Annotated in this window: 22 protein-coding genes; 4 read left to right on the plus strand and 18 right to left on the minus strand. The window is 68.0% G+C overall.

Features of this window, described 5'->3' with window-relative positions; translation table 11 throughout:
- Window positions 1-13: 13 nt before the first annotated feature.
- The 12 genes from O5M90_RS10345 to O5M90_RS10400 all read right to left on the minus strand — a co-directional run bounded on the left by O5M90_RS10345 (window position 14) and on the right by O5M90_RS10400 (window position 11,086).
- Entirely contained in the window at window positions 14-1,906 is a 1,893-nt protein-coding gene (locus O5M90_RS10345; protein WP_269838638.1) for a dipeptide ABC transporter ATP-binding protein, read from the minus strand.
- Window positions 1,907-1,930: 24 nt separating this feature from the next.
- On the minus strand, window positions 1,931-2,890 hold the full coding sequence (locus O5M90_RS10350; RefSeq protein ID WP_269838637.1) for an isoaspartyl peptidase/L-asparaginase family protein: 960 nt from the start codon (window positions 2,888-2,890) through the stop codon (window positions 1,931-1,933).
- Window positions 2,891-2,901: 11 nt separating this feature from the next.
- Window positions 2,902-3,828, minus strand: a complete 927-nt coding sequence (locus tag O5M90_RS10355) for a MurR/RpiR family transcriptional regulator (protein ID WP_269838636.1) — start codon at window positions 3,826-3,828, stop codon at window positions 2,902-2,904.
- A gap of 221 nt (window positions 3,829-4,049) precedes the next feature.
- Window positions 4,050-4,379: a helix-turn-helix domain-containing protein gene (locus O5M90_RS10360; protein WP_262970043.1), complete on the minus strand. Its 330-nt coding sequence runs from the start codon at window positions 4,377-4,379 to the stop codon at window positions 4,050-4,052.
- Window positions 4,363-4,620, minus strand: coding sequence for a type II toxin-antitoxin system RelE family toxin (locus O5M90_RS10365; protein WP_269838635.1), 258 nt, complete (start codon window positions 4,618-4,620; stop codon window positions 4,363-4,365). The genes O5M90_RS10360 and O5M90_RS10365 overlap by 17 nt, the downstream gene beginning before the upstream one ends.
- A gap of 158 nt (window positions 4,621-4,778) precedes the next feature.
- Window positions 4,779-5,273 (minus strand): OmpA family protein, encoded by a 495-nt coding sequence (locus tag O5M90_RS10370; protein WP_269838634.1) that lies wholly within the window; start codon window positions 5,271-5,273, stop codon window positions 4,779-4,781.
- 30 nt (window positions 5,274-5,303) lie between these two features.
- A complete protein-coding gene (locus tag O5M90_RS10375) occupies window positions 5,304-7,565 on the minus strand; it encodes a xanthine dehydrogenase family protein molybdopterin-binding subunit (protein ID WP_269838633.1) in 2,262 nt (753 codons plus the stop codon).
- Window positions 7,562-8,026, minus strand: a complete 465-nt coding sequence (locus tag O5M90_RS10380; protein WP_269838632.1) for a (2Fe-2S)-binding protein — start codon at window positions 8,024-8,026, stop codon at window positions 7,562-7,564. Before O5M90_RS10380 ends, O5M90_RS10375 begins: the two co-directional genes overlap by 4 nt.
- Window positions 8,027-8,171: 145 nt before the next feature.
- The gene (locus O5M90_RS10385; RefSeq protein WP_269838631.1) at window positions 8,172-8,405 is read right to left on the minus strand and encodes a hypothetical protein; all 234 of its coding nucleotides are present in this window, start codon (window positions 8,403-8,405) and stop codon (window positions 8,172-8,174) included.
- Between the two features lie 121 nt (window positions 8,406-8,526).
- Window positions 8,527-9,009 carry a nucleoside deaminase gene (locus tag O5M90_RS10390; RefSeq protein ID WP_269838630.1) on the minus strand — a complete coding sequence of 161 codons (483 nt, stop codon included), beginning with the start codon at window positions 9,007-9,009 and terminating at the stop codon, window positions 8,527-8,529.
- Window positions 9,006-10,025 carry an ABC transporter substrate-binding protein gene (locus tag O5M90_RS10395; RefSeq protein WP_269838892.1) on the minus strand — a complete coding sequence of 340 codons (1,020 nt, stop codon included), beginning with the start codon at window positions 10,023-10,025 and terminating at the stop codon, window positions 9,006-9,008. Before O5M90_RS10395 ends, O5M90_RS10390 begins: the two co-directional genes overlap by 4 nt.
- 14 nt (window positions 10,026-10,039) lie before the next feature.
- On the minus strand, window positions 10,040-11,086 hold the full coding sequence (locus O5M90_RS10400; RefSeq protein ID WP_269838629.1) for an aromatic ring-hydroxylating dioxygenase subunit alpha: 1,047 nt from the start codon (window positions 11,084-11,086) through the stop codon (window positions 10,040-10,042).
- Window positions 11,087-11,303: 217 nt separating this feature from the next.
- Between O5M90_RS10400 and O5M90_RS10405 the strand changes: the two genes are divergently transcribed.
- On the plus strand, window positions 11,304-12,680 hold the full coding sequence (locus O5M90_RS10405; protein ID WP_269838628.1) for a class II fumarate hydratase: 1,377 nt from the start codon (window positions 11,304-11,306) through the stop codon (window positions 12,678-12,680).
- On the opposite strand, the gene O5M90_RS10410 is transcribed toward O5M90_RS10405, so the two are convergent.
- Window positions 12,677-13,654, minus strand: coding sequence for an alpha/beta hydrolase family protein (locus O5M90_RS10410; RefSeq protein WP_269838627.1), 978 nt, complete (start codon window positions 13,652-13,654; stop codon window positions 12,677-12,679). The genes O5M90_RS10405 and O5M90_RS10410 overlap by 4 nt on opposite strands.
- A gap of 63 nt (window positions 13,655-13,717) precedes the next feature.
- Here O5M90_RS10410 and O5M90_RS10415 point away from each other — a divergent pair, with 63 nt between their 5' ends.
- The 3 genes from O5M90_RS10415 to O5M90_RS10425 all read left to right on the plus strand — a co-directional run bounded on the left by O5M90_RS10415 (window position 13,718) and on the right by O5M90_RS10425 (window position 15,600).
- Window positions 13,718-14,659, plus strand: coding sequence for a LysR family transcriptional regulator (locus O5M90_RS10415; protein WP_269838626.1), 942 nt, complete (start codon window positions 13,718-13,720; stop codon window positions 14,657-14,659).
- Window positions 14,660-14,745: 86 nt separating this feature from the next.
- A complete protein-coding gene (locus O5M90_RS10420; protein WP_262970054.1) occupies window positions 14,746-15,201 on the plus strand; it encodes an Hsp20/alpha crystallin family protein in 456 nt (151 codons plus the stop codon).
- Between the two features lie 21 nt (window positions 15,202-15,222).
- Entirely contained in the window at window positions 15,223-15,600 is a 378-nt protein-coding gene (locus tag O5M90_RS10425) for an Hsp20/alpha crystallin family protein (RefSeq protein ID WP_269838625.1), read from the plus strand.
- A gap of 9 nt (window positions 15,601-15,609) precedes the next feature.
- Here the strand turns inward: O5M90_RS10425 and O5M90_RS10430 are convergent, their stop codons facing one another.
- From O5M90_RS10430 to aceK, 5 genes are all read right to left on the minus strand, one after another.
- The gene (locus O5M90_RS10430; protein ID WP_269838624.1) at window positions 15,610-18,354 is read right to left on the minus strand and encodes a diguanylate cyclase; all 2,745 of its coding nucleotides are present in this window, start codon (window positions 18,352-18,354) and stop codon (window positions 15,610-15,612) included.
- Window positions 18,355-18,442: 88 nt separating this feature from the next.
- Complete coding sequence (locus O5M90_RS10435; protein WP_269838623.1) at window positions 18,443-19,573, minus strand: acyl-CoA dehydrogenase family protein; 1,131 nt, start codon at window positions 19,571-19,573, stop codon at window positions 18,443-18,445.
- A 5-nt stretch (window positions 19,574-19,578) separates the two neighbouring features.
- Window positions 19,579-20,247: an SDR family oxidoreductase gene (locus O5M90_RS10440; protein WP_269838622.1), complete on the minus strand. Its 669-nt coding sequence runs from the start codon at window positions 20,245-20,247 to the stop codon at window positions 19,579-19,581.
- A gap of 3 nt (window positions 20,248-20,250) precedes the next feature.
- Complete coding sequence (locus O5M90_RS10445; RefSeq protein WP_269838621.1) at window positions 20,251-21,429, minus strand: acetyl-CoA C-acyltransferase; 1,179 nt, start codon at window positions 21,427-21,429, stop codon at window positions 20,251-20,253.
- A 12-nt stretch (window positions 21,430-21,441) separates the two neighbouring features.
- Complete coding sequence (gene aceK, locus O5M90_RS10450) at window positions 21,442-23,277, minus strand: bifunctional isocitrate dehydrogenase kinase/phosphatase (protein ID WP_269838620.1); 1,836 nt, start codon at window positions 23,275-23,277, stop codon at window positions 21,442-21,444.
- Window positions 23,278-23,281: the final 4 nt, after the last annotated feature.

Here is a 23,281-nt window from a genome sequence, read left to right on the forward strand (position 1 = left end):
AAGTCGATTCGATTCAGTACACGCCGACGCTGTGGCGCGCGACGAAATGGCCGGGCGAGACCTCGATCAGCGGCGCCACCACCGGCTCGTCGCCGACCTGGCGCACCGGGCTGGGGATCTCGCCGCTGAGCAGCTCGCGGCTGCGGCTGCGCCGCGTCGGGTCGGCCACAGGTACCGCCGCCATCAGCTTGCGGGTGTAGGGGTGCTGCGGGTTCTCGAAGATCGCACGACGCGGCCCGATCTCGACGATCTGGCCCAGATACATCACCGCGACCCGGTGGCTGACCCGCTCAACCACGGCCATGTCATGCGAGATAAAGAGGAAGGCGATGCCCAGCTCGCGCTGCAGATCCAGCATCAGATTGACGATCTGCGCCTGGATGGACACATCCAGCGCCGACACCGCCTCATCGGCGATCACCACCTTTGGATTCAGCGCCAGCGCGCGCGCAATCGCGATGCGCTGGCGCTGACCGCCGGAGAACTCGTGAGGGTAGCGCTGCGCCTGCTCGGGCGTCAGGCCGACCTTCTGCATCAGCCAGTCGACCCGGGCCTGGGCCTTTGCGCCCGAGGCGATCTTGTGCACCAGCAGCGGTTCCATGATCGAAAAGCCGACCGTGACGCGCGGGTCCAGCGAGGCGAACGGATCCTGGAAGATGAACTGGATATTGCGGCGCAGGGTTTGCAGCGCGGCGGTGGGCAGCTCGCGGATATTCTGGCCGCCGAACTCGATCGCGCCACTCTGGCTCTCGACCAGGCGCAGCAGCGAGCGGCCGGTGGTCGACTTGCCGCAGCCCGACTCGCCAACCAGGGCCAGGGTCTCGCCGGGGCGCAGATCAAAGCTGACCTGCTCGACCGCGTGGACGCGGCGCGTCACCCGGCTCATCAGGCCGCTGCGCATATCGAAGCGGGTCACGAGATTTTTCACGCGCAGAATCGGTTCGGCCTGGGCGTTGACCGTGTCCTGCGGCTGCGCCGGCTCGACCGGCGCGCTGTCATCGGTGCGCAGCAGCTCGAACTTCAGTGGCAGCTCCAGCCCTTGCATCGCACCAAGGCGTGGCACAGCCGACAGCAGGGCTTTCGTGTAGCGATGCTGCGGTGCGGCGAACAAGGCCTCGGAGGCGCCCTCCTCGACCTTGTCTCCCCGGTACATCACCAACACCCGATCGGCCACCTCGGCGACCACGCCCATATCGTGGGTGATGAAGACCACGCCCATCTGCATTTCCTGCTGCAGCTCGCGGATCAGCTGAAGGATCTGCGCCTGGATGGTCACGTCCAGCGCGGTGGTCGGCTCGTCAGCGATCAGCAGCGCTGGCTTGCAGGAGAGCGCCATCGCGATCATCACCCGCTGGCGCATGCCGCCAGAGAGCTGGTGCGGGTAGCGGTCCAAGACATTGCGGGCCTCGGGGATGCGCACCAGCTCCAGCATGCGCAGCGCCTCCGCGCGCGAGGCGGCGGCGCTCTTGCCCTGGTGCTCCTGGATGGCCTCGGCGATCTGGTCGCCGGCGGTGAACACCGGGTTCAGCGAGGTCATCGGCTCCTGGAAGATCATCGCGATATCGGCGCCGCGGATGCTGCGCATCGTCGCGTCGCGCGCCGTCGCCAGGTCCAGGATCTCGCCGTTGCGGCGCCGGAAGGCCATTGCCCCATTGACGATGCGGCCGCCGCCATGCTCGACCAGGCGCATCAGCGCCAGCGAGGTGACCGACTTGCCCGAACCCGATTCGCCGACGATGGCCAGGGTCTCGCCACGGTCCACATGGAAGCTGAGGTTCTTGACCGCATCGACGCTGCGCTCGGAGGTCGAGAAGCGCACCGACAGATCATTGACGGAGACGACGCGCTGCTCGGGCAGGATCAGGGCGCTGGACTTGGCGGGAGCTTCGAGCACGGAGGTGGACATAGCAGAAGACTGACTCGAAAAGGTTCAGCGGAAGATCGCTGTTTGCGGCGCGGCATCGCCGACCCGCATCTGGCCGCGGTACATGCCCTCGGTGTTGAAAGGCAGGCTGACATTGCCCTGCGCATCGACGGCGATCAGGCCGCCACGGCCTTCGATGGCCGACAGCGACTGCATCACTGCGGCTTGCGCGGCTGCTTCCAGCGACTGGCCGCCATAGGCCATGCGGGCGCAGAGCTCGTAGGCGGTGGCGGCGCGGATGAACATCTCGCCGGTGCCGGTGCAGGACACGGCGGCCGTGCGGTTGTCGGCATAGGTGCCGGCGCCGATCAGCGGCGAATCGCCGACGCGGCCGGGCCGCTTGTTGGTCATGCCGCCGGTCGAGGTGGCGGCGGCCAGGTTGCCGTGCGTATCCAGGGCGACGGCGCCGACGGTGCCGAACTTGCGGCTCTCGTCCAGCGGCGCGGTGCTGTTCGCGGCGCCATCATGGTCCAGCACGGTCACCGAACTGGCTTTCGCGCGGTGCAGCTGCTCGCGGCGCGCCTCGGTCGAGAAATAGTCGGGGCTGACCATCTCCATCCCCAGGCCCTGGGCAAAGGCCTCGGCGCCGGCGCCGACCAGCAGCACATGCTCGCTGTGCTCCATCACCGCGCGGGCGGCACGCAGCGGGCGCTTGATATGGCTGACGCAGGCGATGGCGCCGGCTTTCAGCGTGGCGCCGTCCATCACGGCGGCGTCCAGCTCATGGGTCTCGGCACTGGTGAACACCGCGCCGTGGCCGGCATTGAACAGCGGGCAGTCTTCCAGCAGGTCGACCGCCAGGCTGACCGCGTCCAGCGCCGTGCCGCCCTCGGCCAGCACTTGCTGGCCGGCGCGCAGGATGGTGGCCAGGGCCTCGTGATAGGCCGCCTCTTGCGCGGGGCTGATGTTGTTGCGGCTCAGGGTGCCGGCGCCGCCATGGATGGCGATGGTGGCTTTCGGGCTCATGGATGCGGTGCTCACTTGGCGGCTTTCTTCTTTGTCTTGATGGGGGCGGTGGCGCGCAGCTTGCTGGCATGGCTGCCTTCCAGCCAGGGCAGCACCGATTCGGTCAGCTGGGTGGCGGCCTGCAGCGAGCCCTTGGCGCTGTGCGCGACGGCGCTGCACAAGGCCTCGATCAGCACCAGCACGCCAGCCTCGGAGTTGGCGAAATACTGGCTGTGGGTCTGGGCATACAGGGCCACCGAGGCCAGCGGTGCCAGCGGCGAGGCCGGGCTGTCGGTCAGCGCCAGCAACGGCACACCAGCGGCGCGGACCCGGCCAGCCAGCATCACGGTGTCGGAGAAATAGCGCGGGAAGCTGATCGCGATCACCAGGTCCTCGCTCGTCAGCCGGCCCAGCCGCCGCGCCGCATAGGACGAGCTTTCGATACTGGCCAGCAGCTGCACGTTGTCACAGTACAGCTCCAGGCTGCGCTGCAGCAGGCCGCCCAGCCAGCTGCTGGCGCCGTAGCCGATGATGGCGATGCGGCGCGCCTTCAGGATCGCATCGACCGCCTGGGTGCAGCTCTGCACATCGAGGGCCGCGCGTGTGGCCTCGATATTGCCGGCCATATCGGCCAGCGCGCTGTCGAACACATCGGCCACCGTGGCCGGGCTCTCCAGCTTGCTGCGCAGCTTCTCGACCGGCGCCAGCGCGGTCTCGAAGCCCAGCACCAGCGCGGCCCGGAACTGCGGATAGCCCTCGAAGGCCAGCGCCCGCGCGAAGCGGTTGGCGGTGGCCACCGACACGCCGACGGTCTCGGCCAGCTCGTCGATGGGCATCGTCGCGACCTTCAGCGGATGGGCCAGCACGTACTCGGCCACCTGCTGATGCGAACGCGTCAGCGAGGGCATCGCCCGCGCAATGCGCTGGGCCATCGAGGGATTGCCGGGGAAGGTCGCCATCTGCCTGCCTGGGAGTCGGGTGGAAGGATCACGGATGAATGCATCACGATTGATCGTGAATTTTCATTCATCGCGATCATAGCGACATTTTTTGATCAAACGCAATCGCGTGAAGACTTGATGACGGCGGACGTCGCGGAGCGCACAAGACGTAAAAAACCGGCCTTCGGGCCGGTTGCAAATCGGTCATGCCCCTCCCGCAATGCGGGTCGATCCATCCGCTACACGTCCAGTTGTTGCTCCGTGATGCCCATTGCCTTGGCGATCTTTTCGCGCGAGGACTTGCGCAGCTTGGAGCTGGCTTCGAGCTGTGCATAGGCGCTCTGGCTGATACCCATGCGTTCGCCCATGGCGCCCTGTGTCAGCTTCAGATGGGTGCGCCAGGCCTTGACCGGTGTCAGGCCCTGCTCGATGACCAGTTCAACGACAGCATGCGGCACCAGATCACCCGCCTGCTCGAATCGGCTGACGAACTCTGCATAGGGCACCACCACAAAGGCTGGGGAGCCGTCCGCGCCGAGAATCGTCTGGAAGCTAATAGCTTTGTTCATCGCGCTTTCTCACTTCCTCGACAACAACGATGCGCACGGCACCGTCGAACTCAAAAAACACCCGGTAGTTGCCGACCCGCAGACGGTAGCCACAGGCGTGATCGACCAGTTTCTTCACATTGCAGGCCTGGGACAGGTCAGACAACTCGGCCTTCACTGCGGCCGTGATGCTCTTGGCGGCCTCAGCCGGCAGCTTGCGCAGCTGCTTGAAGGCTTTGGGCCGCCACTGAATCGAATTCATCGCCAAATAATAAGATAAATATTAGACAAATACAAAATACCTAATTTATCTTCTGGCGATTCCAGCGCACGCGGCGCCTCTCGACGAAAAAAAGCCAGTCAGCGTGAACTGACTGGCATCGGGCCCTCGGGCCGGTCTGTCGCGGGCCTGTGCAGCGCTCAGCGCAGCAGCACCTCGACGCGGCGCGCCTGGCGCGGGCTGCCGCTGCCGGTGGCCAGCTCCGGCTTGCTCAGCTCGATGCGGCCCTCGGCCACGCCCAGGCTCAGCAGAGCCTCGCGCACGGCCAGCGCGCGCTGCTTGGCCAGCTCGGCATTCAGCGCCGCGTCGCCACTGGCGTCGTGGTAGCCGCTGACCACCAGCGTCTTTTCACCTTCAGCCAGTGCCTGGGTCAGCTGAACCAGGGCCTCGTTGGCGCCACCGGCCAGCTCGGCGCTGGCGCTGGCGAAGAAGAACTTGACGACACCGTTCTCGACCAGGATCGCGGCCACATCCTCTTCGACCAGCACGGCCGCCGGCTGTGGTGCCGGCTTGGCCATGCTGCGGCTCTTGTGCACGCCGAAGCCGATGAGCAGCGCCACCACCAGGGCCACGATGATGCCTACCAGGCGCAGGGCCACGCCCTCGTTCTCGTCAAAAAGCGCGTTCGTCGTCATGGATCTTCCTCACCGAATGAAGCGAGGATTCTAGACGCCTGACCATGACAAGTCCTGACCCCGCAGCGGCAGGCTGCGGATGCGCTTGCCGCAGGCCGCGAAGATGGCATTGCACAGCGCCGGCGGCAGCGGCGGCAGGGCCGGCTCGCCCAGGCCGGTGGGCGGGATGTCGCGCTCGATGAAGTGCACCTCGATGCGCTCGGGTACCTCGGGCATGCGGATCTGCGGGTTGTCGTCGAAATTGCCCTGCACCACCGCCCCCGCCTCCAGTGTGATGCGCTGGTGCAGGGTGCTGGAGAGCGCATCGATCACCGAGCCCTGCACCTGCTGCTCGGCGCCGCTGCGGTTGACGATGGGCCCGACGTCGACCGCCGAGACCACGCGCAGCACCTTCAGCTCGCCGGCCGGGCTGACCGCGACCTCGACCACATGGGCAACATAGCCCCGATTCGCCCAGTAGGCAGCGATCCCCATGCCCCGACCCTTTGGCAAGACCTGGCCCCAGCCAGCCTTCTCGGCGGCCAGCCGCAGCACCGCCTTGATGCGGCCGACATCGAAGTCCGGCGCCTTCAGCTCGCGGTCCTCGCCCCATAGCGCCAATCGAAAGGCCAGCGGGTCCTGCTGGGCCGCATGGGCCAGCTCGTCGACAAAACTCTCGGTCACGAAGGCCAGGCTGTTGGCGCCCGGCGAGCGGTAGGGGCCGTCGGGCACATGGCTGTCCACCACGGCCGCCTCGACCCGGTAGTTCGGCACGAAGCGGGCCGGAAACAGGCTGGCGCGCAGCTTGGGCGTGACCGGGTCGCGGAAGGCATGGCGCAGGCTGTAGGTCTCCCAGGCCGTGACGCGGCCCTGGGCATCAAGCCCGGCCCGCATGCGCTGCCAGCCGTGCGGCCGGTAGAAGTCATGCCGCATATCGTCCTCGCGGCTGTAGAACAGCTTGATGGGCTTGCCCACGCGCAGCGCGATCGCTGCGGCCTCCAGCACGAAGTCCAGCTCGAAGCGCCGGCCGAAACCGCCGCCCAGGCGCGGAATCGTCACCCGTATCTTGTCGACAGGCACGCCCAGCACCCTGTGCAGCGCCACCGGCACCAGGTCGGGAAACTGGCTGGGCGTGGTCAGCGCCAGGCCGCCATCCGGCAGCGGCTCGGCCAGGCAGCTCATGGGCTCCATCGTGCAGTGGGCCAGCAAGGGGAATTCGTAGAAGGCTTCGACCCGCCGGGCCGCCTGGGCGAGGGCGGCCGTGCTGTCGCCATCATTGCGCCAGACTTCGCCGGGCCGCTGCAGCGCGGCCAGCGCCTGCTCGCGGTAGCCGGCGCTGCCGTGCTGTCCATAAGCGCCGGTATCCCAATCGACCTTGAGCGCACGGCGCGCCTTGATGACCGCCCAGCTGCTGCTCGCGACGATGGCCACAAAAGGCTGCAGCCCGTGGTGACTGCGGTCCGCACTGCGGCGCAGCGGCTCGGCACTGCCCTCGACGATGAAGGCATCCCGCACGCCGGGCAGGCGCCTGATCTCCGCCAGATTGGCGCTGCGCGCCGTACCGCCGAACACCGGGCATTTCTCCACCATCGCATAGAGCTGGCCGGCTCGCTGTTGATCCATGCAGAACAGCGGCGCGCCGCGCGCGAAGCCCGCGCCGTCCACATTCGCATGGCGCTGGCCCAGCAGCTTGAACTCGGAGCGCGGCTTGAGCTTGATGCTGTCGAGCGCCGGCAGCGGCAGGCGCGCCGCCGCATCGGCCAGCTCGCCATAACCGGCACGCCGCCCGCTGGCTTCATGCAAGACCTGACCCCGTTCGGTGCGCAGCTCGGCCGCCGGCACCGCCCAGCGCCGCGCAGCTGCGTCGATCAGCACCAGCCGGGCGGCGGCGCCGGCGCGGCGCAGCGGCTCCCAAGCATTCGGGATGGACTCGCTGCCGCCCGAGCCCTGATCGGCCATGCGGGCGTCGTAGCCAGCCTGTGCGATGCGCACCTGGTCCAGGCCCACATCCAGCTCCTCGGCCAGCAACATCGGCAGGCTGGTCTTGACGCCCTGGCCCATGTCGGGATTCTTGGCCATCAGCGTGATCAGCCCGGCCGGCGTGATCGTGATGAAGGCATTCGGGGCGAAGCTGTGCGGCGTGGCCGCCTCGGCCTGATCGGAGGCAAAGCCCAGCATCAGCCCCCCGCCGGCCATCGTCGTCAGGCGCAGAAAGCCGCGCCGGTCCAGCAACGGCGCCGCCTCTACTGGGCAACCTCCGTGCTTTGCACTGCGGTGCGAGCCCTCCTTCGGGGCGGCCGTGCGGGGGCTCATGCCACCCTCCCGGCCACCGACTTGATCGCCGCGCGGATGCGCAGCTGGGTGCCGCAACGGCACAGATTGCCGGCCATGGCGGCGTCGATCTCGGCGTCGCTGGGGCGGGGATTGGCCTTCAGCAGGGCCGCAGCCTGCATGATCTGGCCGGCCTGGCAGTAGCCGCACTGGGCCACATCATGGGCCACCCAGGCCTGCTGCAGCGGGTGCTGGCCACGGGCATCGAGGCCCTCTATCGTGGTGATCTTGCGGCCGGCAAGACCTGACACCGGCAGCTGGCAGCTGCGCGTGGCCTGGCCATCCACATGGACGGTACAGGCGCCGCACAGGCCCTTGCCGCAGCCGTACTTGCTGCCGCAGAGCTGAAGCTCGTCGCGCAGCACCCAGAGCAAGGGGGTGTCGGCGTGATCGACATCGATGCGCCGGTTCTTGCCGTTGATCGTGAGCTGGTGGCGGGGCATGGTGTCTCCTGGCTGGTTTCGAGCTGGGGCGCAGCATAGAAACCGCGCTCCTGGCTGTCACAAGCCGTCGGACGAAACAGCCGGGGCGATGGACGAAACAGGATCCGTACCGACGACCTCGCCGCCCGCTTCATCGCCGCCCGCTTCAGCCGCCGCGACTGCGGGCGCGGTGATGCAGGGCCAGGGCGGCCTGCTCCATGCCGTCGATATGCTCGCGCATCTGGCGCAACCCCCGGTCGGCAGCGCCGCCTTGCCCCAGCGCACGCTCGCGCTGCTTCAGGCGCTCGGCCAGCTGGCGAGCCTTGGCCCGCAGTCGGGCCCGCTGGCGCTCCAGCTCGCCCTGGCTCAGGCGATTCCATTGCGGTCTTTTCTCGGCCATATCGCTGTCACTCCTTGGTGGCCACTGTGCGGTGGCACGCCGAGTCGAGACAGCGCGATGCGACGAACTGCCAGAAACGCGGCATGGAAACGCCTGCGTAGCCCCTGCGAGCGATCAGCGCTCAGCGCCGCCAGAAGCCCCGGTGCACCTCGGCCGCCTCATCGCCCAACAGCGGACCGAGGCATTCGATCGCATGGGGCGAGGCGGCGAACACATCGCGGCAGGACAGCTCGGCGTCGCGCTGCTCGGCCACCTCGCCACGAAACGCGCGCAGCGCCACCGCGTCGATGCCGAACACGACGCGGCGGATGCCGGACCAGAAGATCGCGCCAGCGCACATCACGCAGGGCTCGGCCGAGGAGTACAGCGTCGCCGCCGCCAGGCGCTCGCGCGCGTGCAGCGGGCTGGCCCGGCGCAGCGCGTTGACCTCGGCATGGCCGGTGCAGTCTCCGCTTTCCGAGCTGTCGCACCAGGCCTCGGCCAGCAGCGCGCCGTCCGCCGCGACGATGAGGGCGCCGAAGGGCCGGTTGCCACGCTCGCGGCCGAGTGCCGAAAGCCGGATCGCCTGGCGCAGGTAGAGAGCATCGTCGAGCGTGCTGCTCATGCCCTGACCTCGCGCTCGCGCTTGGGCGGCAGGAAGCCCAGGTGGTAGAGCGCATCGGCGCTGGTCGTGTTCTTCAGGCCGTAGACGCCGACCACCTCGTCGACCTGGCGTTCGACCAGCAGCTTGCGCACATCGCCCAGGCCATGGCCGCGCGTGTCGGCCGCCGCCACATAGCCGGCCGTGATGCGCCAGCGCGCCAGCTCGGCGCGCTCATCGATCATCGGCTCGCGCTGCTTGACGGCGGCAATCGCCGGCAGCGGGTCGGCCAGGGTCTCGACGATGGCGCGGTTGCAGGCCCGCACAAAGCCGGCCACCAGCTGCGGCCGCTCGATGATCAGCCGGCTTGATGCCAGCACGGCATTGCCATAGAGATCGACCCCGGCCTGCGCATAGGACAGCACCGACAGCTGCTCGGCCGGCATGCGCTGGAACAGCGACACGGCCGAGTCGTGGAAGTAGGTGGCGCCATCGGCGTCACCGCGCACGATGACGTTGTCGCGCTGGCTGAAGTCGGTCGTGACCCAGTCGAACAACTCGTTCTTGACGCCCAGCTTGCGCGCGGCCATCGGCCAGGCGCGGCGCGTGGCCTCGACCGCCGCCGCGGCGATGCGCTTGCCGGCCAGGCTGCGGAAGTCGCTGGTGATGCCGCGGTCCTTGCGGCCGACGATCACGAAGGGCGCGCGGTTGTAGTACTGGTAGACCGCCTGCACCAGCGGCGTGCCGGGGTTGTTGGCATTGAACTCGATCAGCGCGCTGATGTCGCCGAAGCCCAGGTCGTAGGCACCGCTGGCCACGCGGGTGATCGAGGCCACCGAGCCGGCGCCGACATCGATCTGCACATCCAGGCCCTCGTCGCGGAAGTAGCCCTTGCTCTGCGCGAGGAAGAAGGGCGCGGTCTGGCCGCTGATACGGAAATCCAGCGTGAACTTGAGCCGGGTCAGCGGCCGGTTCTGGGCACGCACAAACGATGTGGCCAGCGCGCCGGCGCCAAGGCTCAGCAGGGAGCGTCTTTGCATCATGGTGATTCCTCTCAAGCGGGGTGGATGGGAATGGCGCCGCGATGGATTTCCTGCTCGCCGTGGCGGCTCAGCAGTTCCATCAGCTTCTTGCGTATCAGCATGCCGGGGCGGTCGGACTCCATCGAGTACTCGATGCCGCGCCGGCGCGTGTCGACCAGCGCGTCGGGATCGGTCGATTCGAGGATGTCCTTGTCCTCGCGGGTGATCTCGGCGTCGAAGTCGATCAGCAGCTGGGCCGGGCAGTCGGCCTCGCTGTCATTGCGGAACAGCCACTGGCACAGCTGGATGTGGCCGTCGTCGATCGGTGTGAAGCTATTGATGATGATGTGGCGGATGCCCGAGGGGTACTCGATGTCCAGACGCCGCGCGAAAGGCAGGAAATAGGCATTGCGCATATGGCGCGTCGTCACCGCGTCGGCCACGCCGCTGATGCGCCGGAAGCGCTCCGGGTTAGCGGCCGGGATCACGGTCTCGGCATAGAAGCCGGTCTCGGTGTCGACCAGCTCGTAGCGGCTGGGCCTGGGCTGATCGGCGACGCCGAAGGTGGCGCGGTGCACAAAGGAGAAGTGCGAGTTGTCGAAGGAGTTTTCCAGCGCCCGCAGCGGGCTGGTGGCCCAGCGCTCATGGAACTGGAAGATGGTGCGGTAGGCCGGGTCCTCGAACTCCGGCACGGCCGGAATCTCGGCAATCGGGTCCTCCAGCGCCACCCAGGCATAGCCATAGCGGGCCGTGCAGTAGTAGGCCGGTGTGCAATAGTCGGCCGGGATGGTCTTGTCGGCCGGGTACTGCGGGATGCGCACGACGCGGCCGCTGCGGTCGTAGACCCAGCCGTGGTAGCCGCACTGCAGATGGCCCTCGGGCGTGCACCAGCCCTTGCTGAGCCTGGCCGTGCGGTGGCAGCAGCGGTCCTTCAGCGCGGCCGGGCGGCCCTGCGCGTCGACGAAGAGAACGATGTTTTCGCCCAGCAGCGTGAAGGGCCGGGGGCCGTCCTGCAGCTCGGACAGCGGCATGCAGGCATGCCAGAAACGGCGGAAGACCGCCTGACGGGTGGTGAGCACAAGCGCCTCGCAACTCGAAGTGACAAACCTCCCCTCGGCGCACGGCCTTGGGGCACTTCGAGAGCAATTTCCGGCCGCTGTGCACCAGGGATGCGCAGGCGGTGAACGCTTCTACTCTCTATGACATGGATCAAGCAGCTTACGTGCCAGCGGCGGCAGCCGGGTTTCGCGGCCAGGGGTGTAAGGTAGGCGCCTCTACGCACAAAGGAGCCTAGCGGTGAGCCACTTCCGTATCGAGAAAGACAGCATGGGCGAGATGCAGGTGCCTGCCGACGCCCTCTACGGCGCGCAGACCCAGCGCGCGGTGCAGAACTTCCAGATCAGCGGGCCGATGCCGGCGCGCTTCATCGCGGCGCTGCTGCAGGTCAAGCTGGCCGCCGCGCGCGCCAATGTCGCGCTGGGCCAGTTGCCGGCCGAGATCGGCGAGGCGATCGAGATGTCGGGCGTCGAGCTGCTGGCCGACGCCGACTTGATGCGCCATTTCCCGGTCGATGTGTTCCAGACCGGCTCGGGCACCAGCAGCAATATGAACGCCAACGAGGTGTTGGCCACGCTTGCCGGGCGCAAGCTCGGCAAAGCGGTCAGCGCGAACGACCACGTCAACGCCGGCCAGAGCAGCAATGACTCGATTCCCTCGGCCCTGCACATCAGCGCCGCGCTGGCGCTGCACAATGAGTTGCTGCCGGCGCTGACCGGCCTGCTCGAAGCACTGCGCGCCAAGAGCGCCAGCGACGGGCACCATATCAAGACCGGCCGCACCCATCTGATGGATGCGATGCCGGTGCGCCTGTCCCAGGTGCTGGACGGCTGGGCCGCGCAGATCGAGGCGCAGATCGCCCAGCTGCAAGGCCTGCAGCCGCGTGTTCAGGCGCTGGCCCAGGGCGGCACGGCGGTGGGCACCGGCATCAACGCCCATCCCGACTTCGCCGCTCGCTTCTGCACCGAGCTCAGCAGCCTCACCGGCCTGGGCTTCACAACCGCGCCCGACTTCTTCGCCGCGATGGGCTCGCAGGACACGGCCGTGGCTCTCTCCGGCGCGCTCAAAGGCCTGGCCGTCAGCCTGATGAAGATCGCCAATGACCTGCGCTGGATGAACTCCGGCCCGCTGGCCGGCCTGGCCGAGATCGAGCTGGAGGCCCTGCAGCCCGGCTCGTCCATCATGCCCGGCAAGGTCAACCCGGTGATCCCGGAGGCGGTCGCGATGGCGGCGGCCCAGGTGATCGGCCATGACGCGGCGATCACCATCGCCGGCCAGAGCGGCAACTTCGAGCTCAATGTGATGCTGCCGCTGGTGGCCCACAACCTGCTGGACAGCCTGCATCTGCTGGCCAAGACCAGCGCGCTGCTGGGCGAGCGCGCGATCGCCAGCTTCAAGGTCAATGCCCCGGGCCTGCAGCAGGCGCTGTCGCGCAACCCCATCCTGGTCACCGCGCTGAACCCGGTGATCGGCTATCTGAAGGCCGCCGAGATCGCCAAGCAGGCCTACAAACAGGGCCGGCCGGTCATCGATGTGGCGGCCGAGCTGACCGAGCTGTCTCGCGCCGAGCTGGAGCAGTTGCTGGATCCGGCCAAGCTCACGCAGGGCGGGCTCTAGCAGTCTGCGGCCAGCAGCGGGGTCGCCGCCTCCAATGGCGCCAGCAGCCGCGGCCAGATGCGCGGCCCGAGTTCGCGGCGGAAGGCGGCGAAATGGCCCAGGCTTTCCAGGCCCACATCGGCCGGCGCCAGCGTGTGGCGCTGAACCTGGGCGGTGCTGAAACGAGCGGCCAAGGCATCGACCGCCGGGGCCGGGCCGAACACCGGGTCGTCGCTGATGTTCCACAGATGCACCGGCCCGGTGAAGCGGTGATAGCCCAGCTCGGCCTGCAGGCTGGGGTCGCTGAACATGAAGCCGCGCCGCCGGCCCCAGGCCGCCCACTCCAGCGCCGCCCCCTTGGGCAGGCCCTCGGCGCGCCGCGCTCCCATCAGCCAGCCGGGCGCGTGGCCCAGCAGATGGCCGGCGGCCGGCAACATCGCGTGGAAGAACAGCCAGACCTTGGCCTTGTGGATGCCGCTCCAGAAGCGCCAGTCGGCCGCCTGCGCCGCCACGCCCAGGATGGCATCGGCCTGCTCGTAGTCGGGCGCCAGCCCGATCGCATTGCCGCCGAAGGAATGGCCCACCAGCAGCAGGCCCAGCGCACGGCCCTGGGCCTCCTGCTCCATCAGACGGCGGCGCTGCACCGCGCGCAGCGCCGCGCCCATGTCCAGCTGGGCCCAGTCGCGCAGCCGGGCGCGCTCCTGGCGCAGCGGTCCCTGCAGCGAGTCGCCGATGCCGCGGTAGTCATAGCTGAGCACGGCATAGCCGCGCTGTGCGAGCCACTCGCCGAAGCCGCGATAGAAGCCGCGCGCCACCGCAGTGGCCGGGCTGATCAGCGCGATCGCGCGCGGCACGCCGGCCGGCTCGAACCAGGTGGCGGCCAGCAAACGGCCATCGGCGCAGCGCAGCTGCAGCGTGCGTTGGCGCACCGAGGGCTCGGCAGCGGGGGTGGCGGCGGCCAGCGCGGGGGTGTGGAGCGTGAGGGTTTGAGGCATGGATTGAGTCTAGGTTGGCAATAATTCATTGACTAGATCAGCGTGACTCATCACATTGCTTCCATGAAGTTGACAAAAGACCGCAACCCCACCTCGATGCGCAAGCCCGGGCGCGAGAGCGCGCTGGATGCCAATGCGCTGGAGCTGTTCGCCCGCATCGTCCAGGCCGGCAGCTTTGCCGAGGCCGCGCGCCAGCTGGGCCTGACGCGGGCGGCGGTCAGCCGCCGGGTCGCGGCGATCGAGGCGGCGGTGGGCGTCGCGTTGTTTGTGCGCAGCACGCGCAGCCTGGCGCTGACCGATTCCGGCCGGCGCCTGCATGCGCGGGCCAAGGCCGTTCGCGAGGCCGCCGAAGCCGCGCGCATGGCGCTCAAGCATCAGCGCGGCCAGTTGGGCGGCACCCTGCGCATCAGCGCCACCACCAGCTTCGGCCGCCATCTGCTGGCGCCGCTGCTGGCCCGTTTCCAGGCCCTGCATCCGGCACTGCGCTACGAGTTGCTGTTCACCGACCGGCGCGTCGACCTCTTGCGCGAGGGGCTGGACCTGGCTTTTCGCATCACCGACCGCCCGCCCGAGGACTGGGTGGCGCAGCCGCTGCTGCGCTTTGCGGTGCGGCTCTACGGCCTGCCGCATCTGCGGCTCGAGACGCCCGAGCAGATCGCCGCCCTGCCCTGCCTGCTGCTGGGCCAGCATGAAGACCCGCGCGCCAGCCTGTGGCTGGGGCCGCAGGGCCAGCGCTGCGAGCCGATGCTGCAGGCCAGTGCCTGGGGCTCGGACATAGAGTCGCTGCTGGCGCTGGCCCGCCATGGTGCCGGCGTCGTGCCGGCACCGGACTTCTGCGTGCCGGCCGGCGACGCGCTGGTCGACCTGCTGCCGGGCTGGCGCCTGCTGGTGCCCGAGGGCGAATGGGTGCAGGCGCTGAGCCTGCCGGCGCCCGGTGCGTCGGAGACTGCAAGGGCGTTGGTGGCCTTTGTCAGGGCGCAGATGGCGAACGCCGGCGACTCTTGAAACGCGGCAAGCCGTTCCTATTTCGGGTATCGACCGGCCATCGCTGGTTTTCCGGCCGGTGCACACCACTGAATGGAGGACATGCCATGTATGAATCGATGATGTCGAACTACCCGGGCTCGCTGTTCGGCCCGTTCGAGCGGCTGCGTCGCGAGCTCGACGATGTGTTTGGCGCGCCAGGCCTGCCCAGCAGCATCCGCGCCGTCGCACAGGGCAGCGTGCCGGCGGTGAATATGGGACGCACCCCGAACAGCTTCGAGATCTACGCCTTCGCGCCCGGCCTGGCCGCCGACAAGATCGAGGTCACGGTGGACCGCGGCGTGCTGCGCATCGCCGGCGAACGGTCTTCGGACATCCCCGCCGGCAGTGCCAAGCTCAATGTCTACACGCATGAGCGCGCCAGCGGCCGCTTCAGCCGCGCCGTGGCCCTGCCCGACGATGCCGACCCGGCGCATGTCAGCGCCAGCTATCGAGACGGTGTGCTGCAGATCAGCATCGCGCGCCGCGAATCGGCGCAGGCCCGCCGCATCACCGTGCAGTAAGCAGACACAGGAGCCCCCATCATGAGCAAGAACAACACCCCAAGCAGCGCCTCTTCCCAGGAGCAGGAACGCGCGGTGCAACCGGCGGTCGATGTCTTCGAGGACGAGGCCGGCATCACCTTGCTGGCCGATATGCCGGGCGTGCCGCGCGAGCGGCTCGAGATCCGGGTCGAGGGCGACGCGCTGCTGATCGAAGGCAGCGTGCAGCCGGCCACGCCCGAGGGCCTGGAAGCCGTCTACGCCGAGCTGCGCGTCCCGCGCTACCGGCGCAGCTTCACGCTGAGCCGCGAGCTCGACAGCGCCAAGATCGACGCCAGCATCAAGGACGGCGTGCTGACGCTGCGCATCCCCAAGCAGGCCCATGCGCAGCCGCGGCGCATCGAGGTCAACGCGGGCTGAGCACGGCCCTCAATCGGCCATCAGCACCCGGTCGCGGCCCGCACGTTTGGCACGGTACAGGGCCGCGTCGGCCGCCTCGATCAGCGCGGCCGACGCCTGTCCATGGCGGGGGAACAGGGCCAGGCCCAGCGAGGCGCTGATCGGGCCCAGCAGCCCCCCGCCGTGCTCGATCTGCAGGGTCCGTACCGCCGCGATCAGCTGCTCGGCACGCTGCAGAACTTGCTCGGTGTCGATATCGCACAGCAGCACGACGAACTCCTCGCCGCCGAAACGGCACACCACATCGCTGCCGCGCACCTGGGCCTCCAGCACCCGCGCCACCGCGCACAGCACCAGATCGCCGGCATCATGGCCATGGCGGTCGTTGAACTGCTTGAAGTGATCGACATCGAGCAGAGCCAAGGCATGGGTGACGCCCTTGCGCCGCGCCCGCGCCAGCTCGCGGCGCAAGGCCTCGTCGAGAAAGCGGCGGTTGTAGAGCCCGGTCAGGGGATCGCGGATCGACTGCAGGCGCAGCGTCTCGCGCAGCCGGATATTGGCCAGCGCCAGGCCCGTCTGCTCGGCCAGGGCCACGGCCAGGCGCTGGCGCATATCGGATTGCTCCGCCTCGACCGGCGACCCGCGGTGCAGGATGGCGAGCAGGCCGAAGGTGTCGCCCTGTGCCACCAGCGGCAAGCAGGCGCTGCCGATCGAGTCGCCGCCAAGATGCAGATGCGGGCAGGCCAGCGACTGGCCATCACCATTCAGATGATGGGGCCGGCCGCGACGCAGTGCCCAGCAGTCGTGGCTGCCGAAGCTGGCCTCGGCCTCCTCCAGCGGGCCCCAACCCATCTGCTCCTCCAGCAACTCACTGCCCGGCATCAGCAGATAGAGCGCGCCGCCGCTGGACGGGAACAGCCGCGGCCCATACCGGCGCAGGCAGTCGTAGGCCTCCTCGGGCGTCGCGCAAGCCTGCAGGAAGCTGGACAGCTCGCTGAGCAGGCTGACCTCGCGATAGGTCTGGCCGACCATCGCCAGGCTGCGCTCCAGCTTCTCGTTCGCCGCGCGCAAGGCCGCTTCGGCCGCTTTGCGCGCGCTGATGTCGTGCGAGACCCAGAGCGTGCCCTTGGACGGATCGCGCGGGTCCATGGCCTTGCTGTGGCTGCTGACCTCGATCAGCCGGCCATCCTTGCAGCGCAGCTGGGTTTCGCCGATCCAGACCTCGCCGCGATTCAAGGTTTCATAGGCCTCGCGGCCCAGTGCCTCATAAGCCGCCTCCGACGCGAACATCAATCGCGTCGAATGCCCCGTCAGCTCGCCCGGCGCATAGCCCAGCATCTGTTCGATGCCACGATTGCAGCGCATCGTGTGGCGGTCGCGCACCAGCATGATGCCGGCATTGGTGTTGTCGAAGATGGCCTGCAGCTCGAACAGCGCCTGCTGCAGGGCCTGATCGGCTTCCTGGCGGTCGCTGATGTCCTCGGTGATGAAGATCGTGCCCTTGCTGGCATCGCTGGGATCGATCGCCTTGGCCAGCATGCGGCAGCCGAACAGCGAACCGTCGCGCCGCTTCATCTGCAGCTCCACATCCAGCCGCTGCCCGGCCCCCAGCACCGGCACGGCCCGACGGCTCAGGGCCTCGTAGGCGGCCTCGTCCGGATACACCAGCCGGGTCGACCGACCGACCAGCTCCTGGGCCGGCCAGCCGAACATCTCGCCGAAGCGCTCATTGCAGTGCAAGAAAGTCTGGTCGCGCGTGAAGGTAATGCCCAGCGAGGCGTTGTCGAGAATGGCCTTGTATTCGAGCAGCAGCTGTTGGCGCAGCGCCTCGGCCTGGTGACGCTCGGTGATCTCGATGCCGACCCAGATCGTGCCCTTGCCGAGATCCTGCGGGTCGATCGCCTTGCCATGGCTGTTGGCCCAGATCGTCGAGCCGTCCTTGCGCACCACCACGGTGTCGCAAGAGTAGCCCTGACCCGAGGCAATGCAGGGCAGGGCGACTCGGCCGAAGTCCTGCCATTGCTGATCGGAGCTGAAATAGACCCGGGTCGACAGGCCGATCAGCTCGCCCGGCCCATAGCCCAGCAGTTCCTCGATGCGGCGGTTGGCGCGCCGGATGATGCGGTCCTTGTCGACCACCAGGATGCCGACGGTGGCGTTGTCGAAGATGGCCCGCTGCTCCATCAGCGTGCGCTCCAGCTCGGCGGTGCGCTGTTCCACCAGGGCCTCGAGCCGGGACTGGTAGCGTTGCAGCTCGTCCTGCTTGCGCTGGCGCTCGATCGCGATACCGGCCAACTGGGTCGCGAGGGCCAGCAGTTCCAGTTCGGCGCTGCCGGGCGAGCGCACCTGCTTGTAGTACATCGCGAAGGAGCCCAGCACCCGACGGTCGGTCGCGACAATCGGTGTGGACCAGCAGGCCCGGAAGCCCTCGCCCTCGAGCAGGGATTTGTAGGCCGCCCAGCGCGGGTCGCTGCCGATGTCGGTGACCACCACGGTCTGGCTCAGCGCCATCGCACTGCCGCAGGAGCCCGCCTCGGGGCCAATCGGATAGCCGTCTAGCGCCTGCAGATAGGCCGGCGGCAGGCGCGGCCCGACGCCGGGCCGCACATGGATGCCGTCCTCGTCCAGCAGCAGCACCGAACAGTAAAGCCCCTTGGACTGGGCCTCGATCAGCAGGGCCAGGCGCTGCAAGGTCTCGGCCAGCGGCGCACCGCGGGCGATCAATTCCAGCAGCTGTCCCTGCCCGGCATAGAACGACATCGGCGCCAGCGACATGCCCGACCCTCCCAATGGCTTTTGCTTCAGCGGCGGGCCATCTTAGGCGGGGCCATGCCCCGGGGCAATCGCGGCAAACCGCAGCGGCTCAGCCTAGCGCGCGCCCGATCAGTATCTTCTGCACCTCGGACGTGCCCTCGTAGATCTGGCAGACCCGCACATCGCGGTAGATGCGCTCGACCGGGAAGTCGCTGACGTAGCCATAGCCGCCATGCACCTGGATCGCGTCGGAGCAGACCCGCTCGGCCATCTCGGTGGCGAAGAGCTTGGCCATCGCCGCCTCCTTCAGGCAGGGCTGGCCGGCATCCTTCAGGCTGGCGGCATGCCAGATCAGCTGGCGCGCGGCCTCGATCTGGGTGGCCATATCGGCCAGCTTGAACTGGATGGCCTGGTGGTTGAAGATGGGCTGACCGAAAGAGACACGGTCCTTGCTGTACTTCAGCGCGGCCTCGAAGGCGGCACGCGCCATGCCCACCGCCTGGCTGGCGATGCCGATACGGCCGCCCTCCAGGCCCGACAGCGCGATCTTCAGGCCCTGGCCCTCCTCGCCCAGCCGGTTGGCGGCCGGCACGCGGCAGTTCTCGAACAGGATCTGCGTGGTATCGCTGGCGTGCTGACCCATCTTGTCTTCGATGCGGGCCACCGTGTAGCCGGGCGTGATGGTCGGCACCAGAAAGGCGCTGATGCCCTTCTTGCCGGCGGCCTTGTCGGTGACCGCCATCACGATGGCCACATCGCCGTTCTTGCCGCTGGTGATGAACTGCTTGACGCCGTTCAGCACATAGTCGTCGCCGTCGCGGACCGCCGTGGTCTTCAGCCCGCCGGCCTCCGAGCCGACATGCGGCTCGGTCAGGCAGAAGGCGCCCAGCATCGCGCCGCGCGCCAGCGGCTTCAGGAAGCGCTGCTTCTGATCCTCGTTGCCAAAGCCCATCAGGATGGAGCAGACCGGGCAGTTGTTGACGCTGACCACGGTCGAGGTCGCACCGTCACCGGCGCCTATCTCCTCCAGGATGATGGACAGCGCCAGATAGTCCAGGCCGGCGCCGTCGTACTCGGTCGGCACGGCCACGCCGTAGCAGCCCAGCTCGGCCAGGCCCTTCAGCTCGGCGGCCGGGAAGTGATGGCTCTTGTCCCATTCGGCCGCCTTGGGCGCGATCTGGTCTTGCACAAAGGCGCGCACGGCGTCCTGCACGGCACGGTGGTCGTCGGAGAGGATCATGGGGGTCACCAGGCCAGAGGCTGGCCGTCGTAGTTGAAGAAGCTGCCGCTGCCTTGCGACTGCAGGCCGGCCAGCACCGCGCGCATGCCGGCCACGCTGGTGGCGGCATCGATGTCCGCGCCCTCGCCGCCCATCTCGGTGCGCACCCAGCCGGGATGGAAGCTGCACAGCGTGGCCTTGCCAGTCAGCGCCAGCGAGGCGTCCTTCATCACCGAGTTCAGTGCCGCCTTCGAGGCCCGGTAAAGCCAGCCGGCATGCGCGGTACGCAGGCCGATCGAGCCCATGCGCGAGGACAGGAAGCCGATGCGGGCGCCGGGCGCCAGCGCGTCCTGCAGCTGCGGCAGCACCCGCATCGCGCCCAGCACATTGGTGTGCATCACCGTGTCGAAATCGGCCTCGCTCGGTGTGTCCAGGCCCAGCTGGCGCGGGCCGTAGACACCGGCATTGAGCACCACGGTGTCGAACTGGTGGCCGTCGATCTGCCAGGCCAGGCCCGAGGCGCTGGCCGTGTCGGCCACATCAAGCTTCAGCGCGGTGGCGCCCAGCTCGCGCAAGGCGGCCAGCGCCTCCTCGCTGCGCGCGGTGGCCACCACCCGATCACCGGCGGCGCGGTACTGACGGACGAACTCCAGGCCGATGCCGCGCGAGGCCCCGATGATCAGGATCTGCGCCATGGCTTAGATCAGCTCTACGCCGACGGCCGTCGCTTCACCGCCGCCGATGCACAGCGCCGCGACGCCGCGCTTGAGGCCACGATGGCGCAGCGCGCCCAGCAGCGTGACGATGATGCGGGCACCGGAGGCGCCGATCGGGTGGCCCAGCGCGCAGGCGCCGCCGTTGACGTTGACGATCTCGTGCGGCAGCTTGAACTCGGCCATCGCGGCCATCGTGACGGCGGCAAAGGCCTCGTTGACCTCCCACAGATCGACGCTCTTGGCGTCCCAGCCGTTCTTGACCAGCAGCTTCTGGATCGCGCCGACCGGCGCGGTGGTGAACCACTCGGGCGCATTGGCATGCACGGCGGTGCCGACGATGCGGGCCACCGGCTTGACGCCCAGGCGGCTGGCGGTGCTCTCGCGCATCAGCACCAGCGCGGCGGCGCCGTCGGAGATCGACGAGGAGGTGGCGGCGGTGATGGTGCCGTCCTTCTTGAACGCGGGCTTGAGGCCGGCGATCTTGTCGAGCTTGGCCTTGAAGGGCTGCTCGTCGCGGTTGATCACGGTGTCGCCACCCCGGCCGGCCACCGTCACCGGCGCGATTTCCCAGGCGAAGCTGCCGTCCTCGTTGGCGCGCTTGGCGCGCTCGGTCGAGGCGATCGCGAAGGCGTCCTGGGCCTCGCGGGTGAAGGCATATTTGTCGACGCACTGCTCGGCGAACACACCCATGGCCTTGCCGCGCTGGTAGGCGTCTTCCAGGCCGTCCAGCGCCATATGGTCATACATCTGGGCGGCACCGTACTTGACGCCCTTGCGCGCGAACATCAGATGCGGCGCGTTGGTCATCGATTCCATGCCGCCGGCGATCAGGATGTCGGCGCTCTCGGCCTTCAGCGTGTCGTGGGCGAACATCGTGGCGCGCATGCCGGCGCCGCACATCTTGGACAGCGTGACCGCGCCGACCGACTGCGGCAGCCCAGCCTTCAGCACCGCCTGGCGCGCCGGCGCCTGGCCCTGGCCGGCCATCAGGCAGTTGCCGATGAAGGCCTCGTTGATCGCGTCGCCGGGCACGCCGGCCCGCTCGACTGCGGCCTGGATCGCGACGGCCGCCAGCTCCCAGGCCTGCAGCGAGGCGAAATCACCCAGCAGGCCACCGATGGGCGTGCGGGCGGCGGAAACGATGACGATGGGATCGGACATGGTGGGTCTCCTTTACTGAACGGGAAGATCGTGATGGGCGTCGGCCATCAGCGCGGCGCCATCGACGGGGTGAAGCGGGGTGGATGAGGCGGCACGGGCATAGAAGCGCTTGTGGGCCTCGTAGGGAAAGACGTCATGCACATGGCCGGCCTGGATGCGGGCCTTGTGCTGCTGCCAGAACTCGGCGTCCAGCAGATCGGCATGGTGGCGCATGAAATGCTCGCGCACACCGGGGTGGCCCAGCAGAAAGGGGCCGAAGGTCTCGGGGAAGACATCGCGCGGGCCGACGGAGTACCAGACCTCGCCGGACATCTCTTCCTCCTCATTGCGTGGCGCCGGCACGGAGCGGAAGTTGCAATCGCTGAGGTATTCGATCTCGTCGTAGTCATAGAACACGACCTTGCCGTGGCGGGTCACACCGAAGTTCTTCCACAGCATGTCGCCAGGGAAGATATTGGCGGCCACCAGGTCCTTGATCGCATGGCCATACTCGATCACCGCATGCTCCAGCTGGGCCGGCGTGGCCTCCTGCAGATAGATATTCAGCGGCACCATGCGGCGCTCGATATAGACATGGCGCAGCACCAGGTCCTCGCCGCTCTCTTCGATCAGGCTGGGGCAGAAATGCTTCAACTCCTTGAGCAGCTCGTCGTCGAAGCGCTGACGCGGGAAGGCGACGTTGGAGTATTCCAAGGTGTCGGCCATGCGGCCAACCCGGTCGTGGGTCTTCACCAGCAGGTATTTGTGCTGGATCAGCTCACGGCTGGTGTTCTCCTTCTGCGGCGGGAAGAAATCCTTGATCAGCTTGAAGACAAAGGGGTAGCTGGGCAGGTCGAACACCAGCATCACCATGCCCTTGATGCCGGGCGCGATGCGGAACTTGTCGCTGGAGTGGCGCAGGTGGTAGAGGAAGTCGCGGTAGAACAGGTTCTTGCCGTGCTTTTGCAGGCCCAGCGCGCTGTAGATCTCGGCGCGCGGCTTCCTGGGCATCATCGAGCGCAGGAATTGCACATAGGCGCTGGGCACTTCCATGTCGACCATGAAATAGGCGCGGGCAAAGCTGAACAGCATCAGCAAATCGTCCTCGCCGAACAGCGCCGCGTCGATATAGAGCAGGCCCGACCGCCCTTCCTTGTGCAGGATGGGCAGCGCGAACGGTGTCTCGGTGAAGCCGTTGATGATCTTGCCGACCAGGTAAGCGCCCTTGTTGCGATAGAACAGGGAGCTCAGCACCTGGATCTGAAAATTGGTGCGCCAGCGGAACTCGCCCAGCTCGCGCTGCATTGCGCGCAGGACCCAGTCGATGTCGCGGCCCAGGTCCTCGAACTCCAGATCGAGCTGGAAGTTGGTGACCACCCGGCACAGGGTCTCGTGCAGCGTCGGCTTGCTCGGGTAGTAGGCGCGGTAGGTCGGCTTGGCGGCCGGCTCCTCGTTCTCGATGTACTCGGTCGAGACGGCCGGCCGCACGAAGATGAAGTCGTTGTGGAAGTAGGCGTGGTGCAGGATGCGGGTGCAGACCGAGTTGAAGAAGGTCTCGGCCAGCTCCGGCTGGTGATGGTCGGTCAGCAGGCCGATGTAGTGCAGCTTGACCTGCTGCCAGACCTCCATCGGCAGCGCGCTGGCCTTGAAGCGCTCCTCCAGCAGGCCCACCGCCTCGTCGACCCGCTTGTCATAGAACTCGATGCGCTCGCGCTGGGCACGCTGCTGGCCATGCCAGTCAGCGCGCTCGAAACGCTGCTTGGCCGTGGCGCTGGTGGCGCGGAACAGCCGGTAATGTCGGTTGAAGCCGCCCAACAAGGCCTGCGCGATCTCGAACGCGCGGGAGTCGGTCAGCTTCTGCGGGAACATCGGG

Origin of the sequence: Paucibacter sp. M5-1 (assembly GCF_027498415.2) — a bacterium.
In the GTDB taxonomy this organism is placed as follows: domain Bacteria; phylum Pseudomonadota; class Gammaproteobacteria; order Burkholderiales; family Burkholderiaceae_C; genus Roseateles_E.

Bases quoted from the DNA above. Each gene is read 5' to 3' on its own strand.
- O5M90_RS10435 (WP_269838623.1), bottom strand. From the start codon at position 19,573: ATGATCCTCTCCGACGACCACCGTGCCGTGCAGGACGCCGTGCGCGCC.
- O5M90_RS10440 (WP_269838622.1), bottom strand. From the start codon at position 20,247: ATGGCGCAGATCCTGATCATCGGGGCCTCGCGCGGCATCGGCCTGGAG.
- O5M90_RS10350 (WP_269838637.1), bottom strand. From the start codon at position 2,890: ATGAGCCCGAAAGCCACCATCGCCATCCATGGCGGCGCCGGCACCCTG.
- O5M90_RS10355 (WP_269838636.1), bottom strand. From the start codon at position 3,828: ATGGCGACCTTCCCCGGCAATCCCTCGATGGCCCAGCGCATTGCGCGG.
- O5M90_RS10365 (WP_269838635.1), bottom strand. From the start codon at position 4,620: ATGAATTCGATTCAGTGGCGGCCCAAAGCCTTCAAGCAGCTGCGCAAG.
- O5M90_RS10370 (WP_269838634.1), bottom strand. From the start codon at position 5,273: ATGACGACGAACGCGCTTTTTGACGAGAACGAGGGCGTGGCCCTGCGC.
- O5M90_RS10390 (WP_269838630.1), bottom strand. From the start codon at position 9,009: ATGAGCAGCACGCTCGACGATGCTCTCTACCTGCGCCAGGCGATCCGG.
- O5M90_RS10420 (WP_262970054.1), top strand. From the start codon at position 14,746: ATGTATGAATCGATGATGTCGAACTACCCGGGCTCGCTGTTCGGCCCG.
- O5M90_RS10380 (WP_269838632.1), bottom strand. From the start codon at position 8,026: ATGCCCCGCCACCAGCTCACGATCAACGGCAAGAACCGGCGCATCGAT.
- O5M90_RS10395 (WP_269838892.1), bottom strand. From the start codon at position 10,025: ATGCAAAGACGCTCCCTGCTGAGCCTTGGCGCCGGCGCGCTGGCCACA.
- O5M90_RS10360 (WP_262970043.1), bottom strand. From the start codon at position 4,379: ATGAACAAAGCTATTAGCTTCCAGACGATTCTCGGCGCGGACGGCTCC.
- O5M90_RS10425 (WP_269838625.1), top strand. From the start codon at position 15,223: ATGAGCAAGAACAACACCCCAAGCAGCGCCTCTTCCCAGGAGCAGGAA.
- O5M90_RS10430 (WP_269838624.1), bottom strand. From the start codon at position 18,354: ATGTCGCTGGCGCCGATGTCGTTCTATGCCGGGCAGGGACAGCTGCTG.
- O5M90_RS10345 (WP_269838638.1), bottom strand. From the start codon at position 1,906: ATGTCCACCTCCGTGCTCGAAGCTCCCGCCAAGTCCAGCGCCCTGATC.
- aceK (WP_269838620.1), bottom strand. From the start codon at position 23,277: ATGTTCCCGCAGAAGCTGACCGACTCCCGCGCGTTCGAGATCGCGCAG.
- O5M90_RS10375 (WP_269838633.1), bottom strand. From the start codon at position 7,565: ATGAGCCCCCGCACGGCCGCCCCGAAGGAGGGCTCGCACCGCAGTGCA.
- O5M90_RS10385 (WP_269838631.1), bottom strand. From the start codon at position 8,405: ATGGCCGAGAAAAGACCGCAATGGAATCGCCTGAGCCAGGGCGAGCTG.
- O5M90_RS10410 (WP_269838627.1), bottom strand. From the start codon at position 13,654: ATGCCTCAAACCCTCACGCTCCACACCCCCGCGCTGGCCGCCGCCACC.
- O5M90_RS10415 (WP_269838626.1), top strand. From the start codon at position 13,718: ATGAAGTTGACAAAAGACCGCAACCCCACCTCGATGCGCAAGCCCGGG.
- O5M90_RS10445 (WP_269838621.1), bottom strand. From the start codon at position 21,429: ATGTCCGATCCCATCGTCATCGTTTCCGCCGCCCGCACGCCCATCGGT.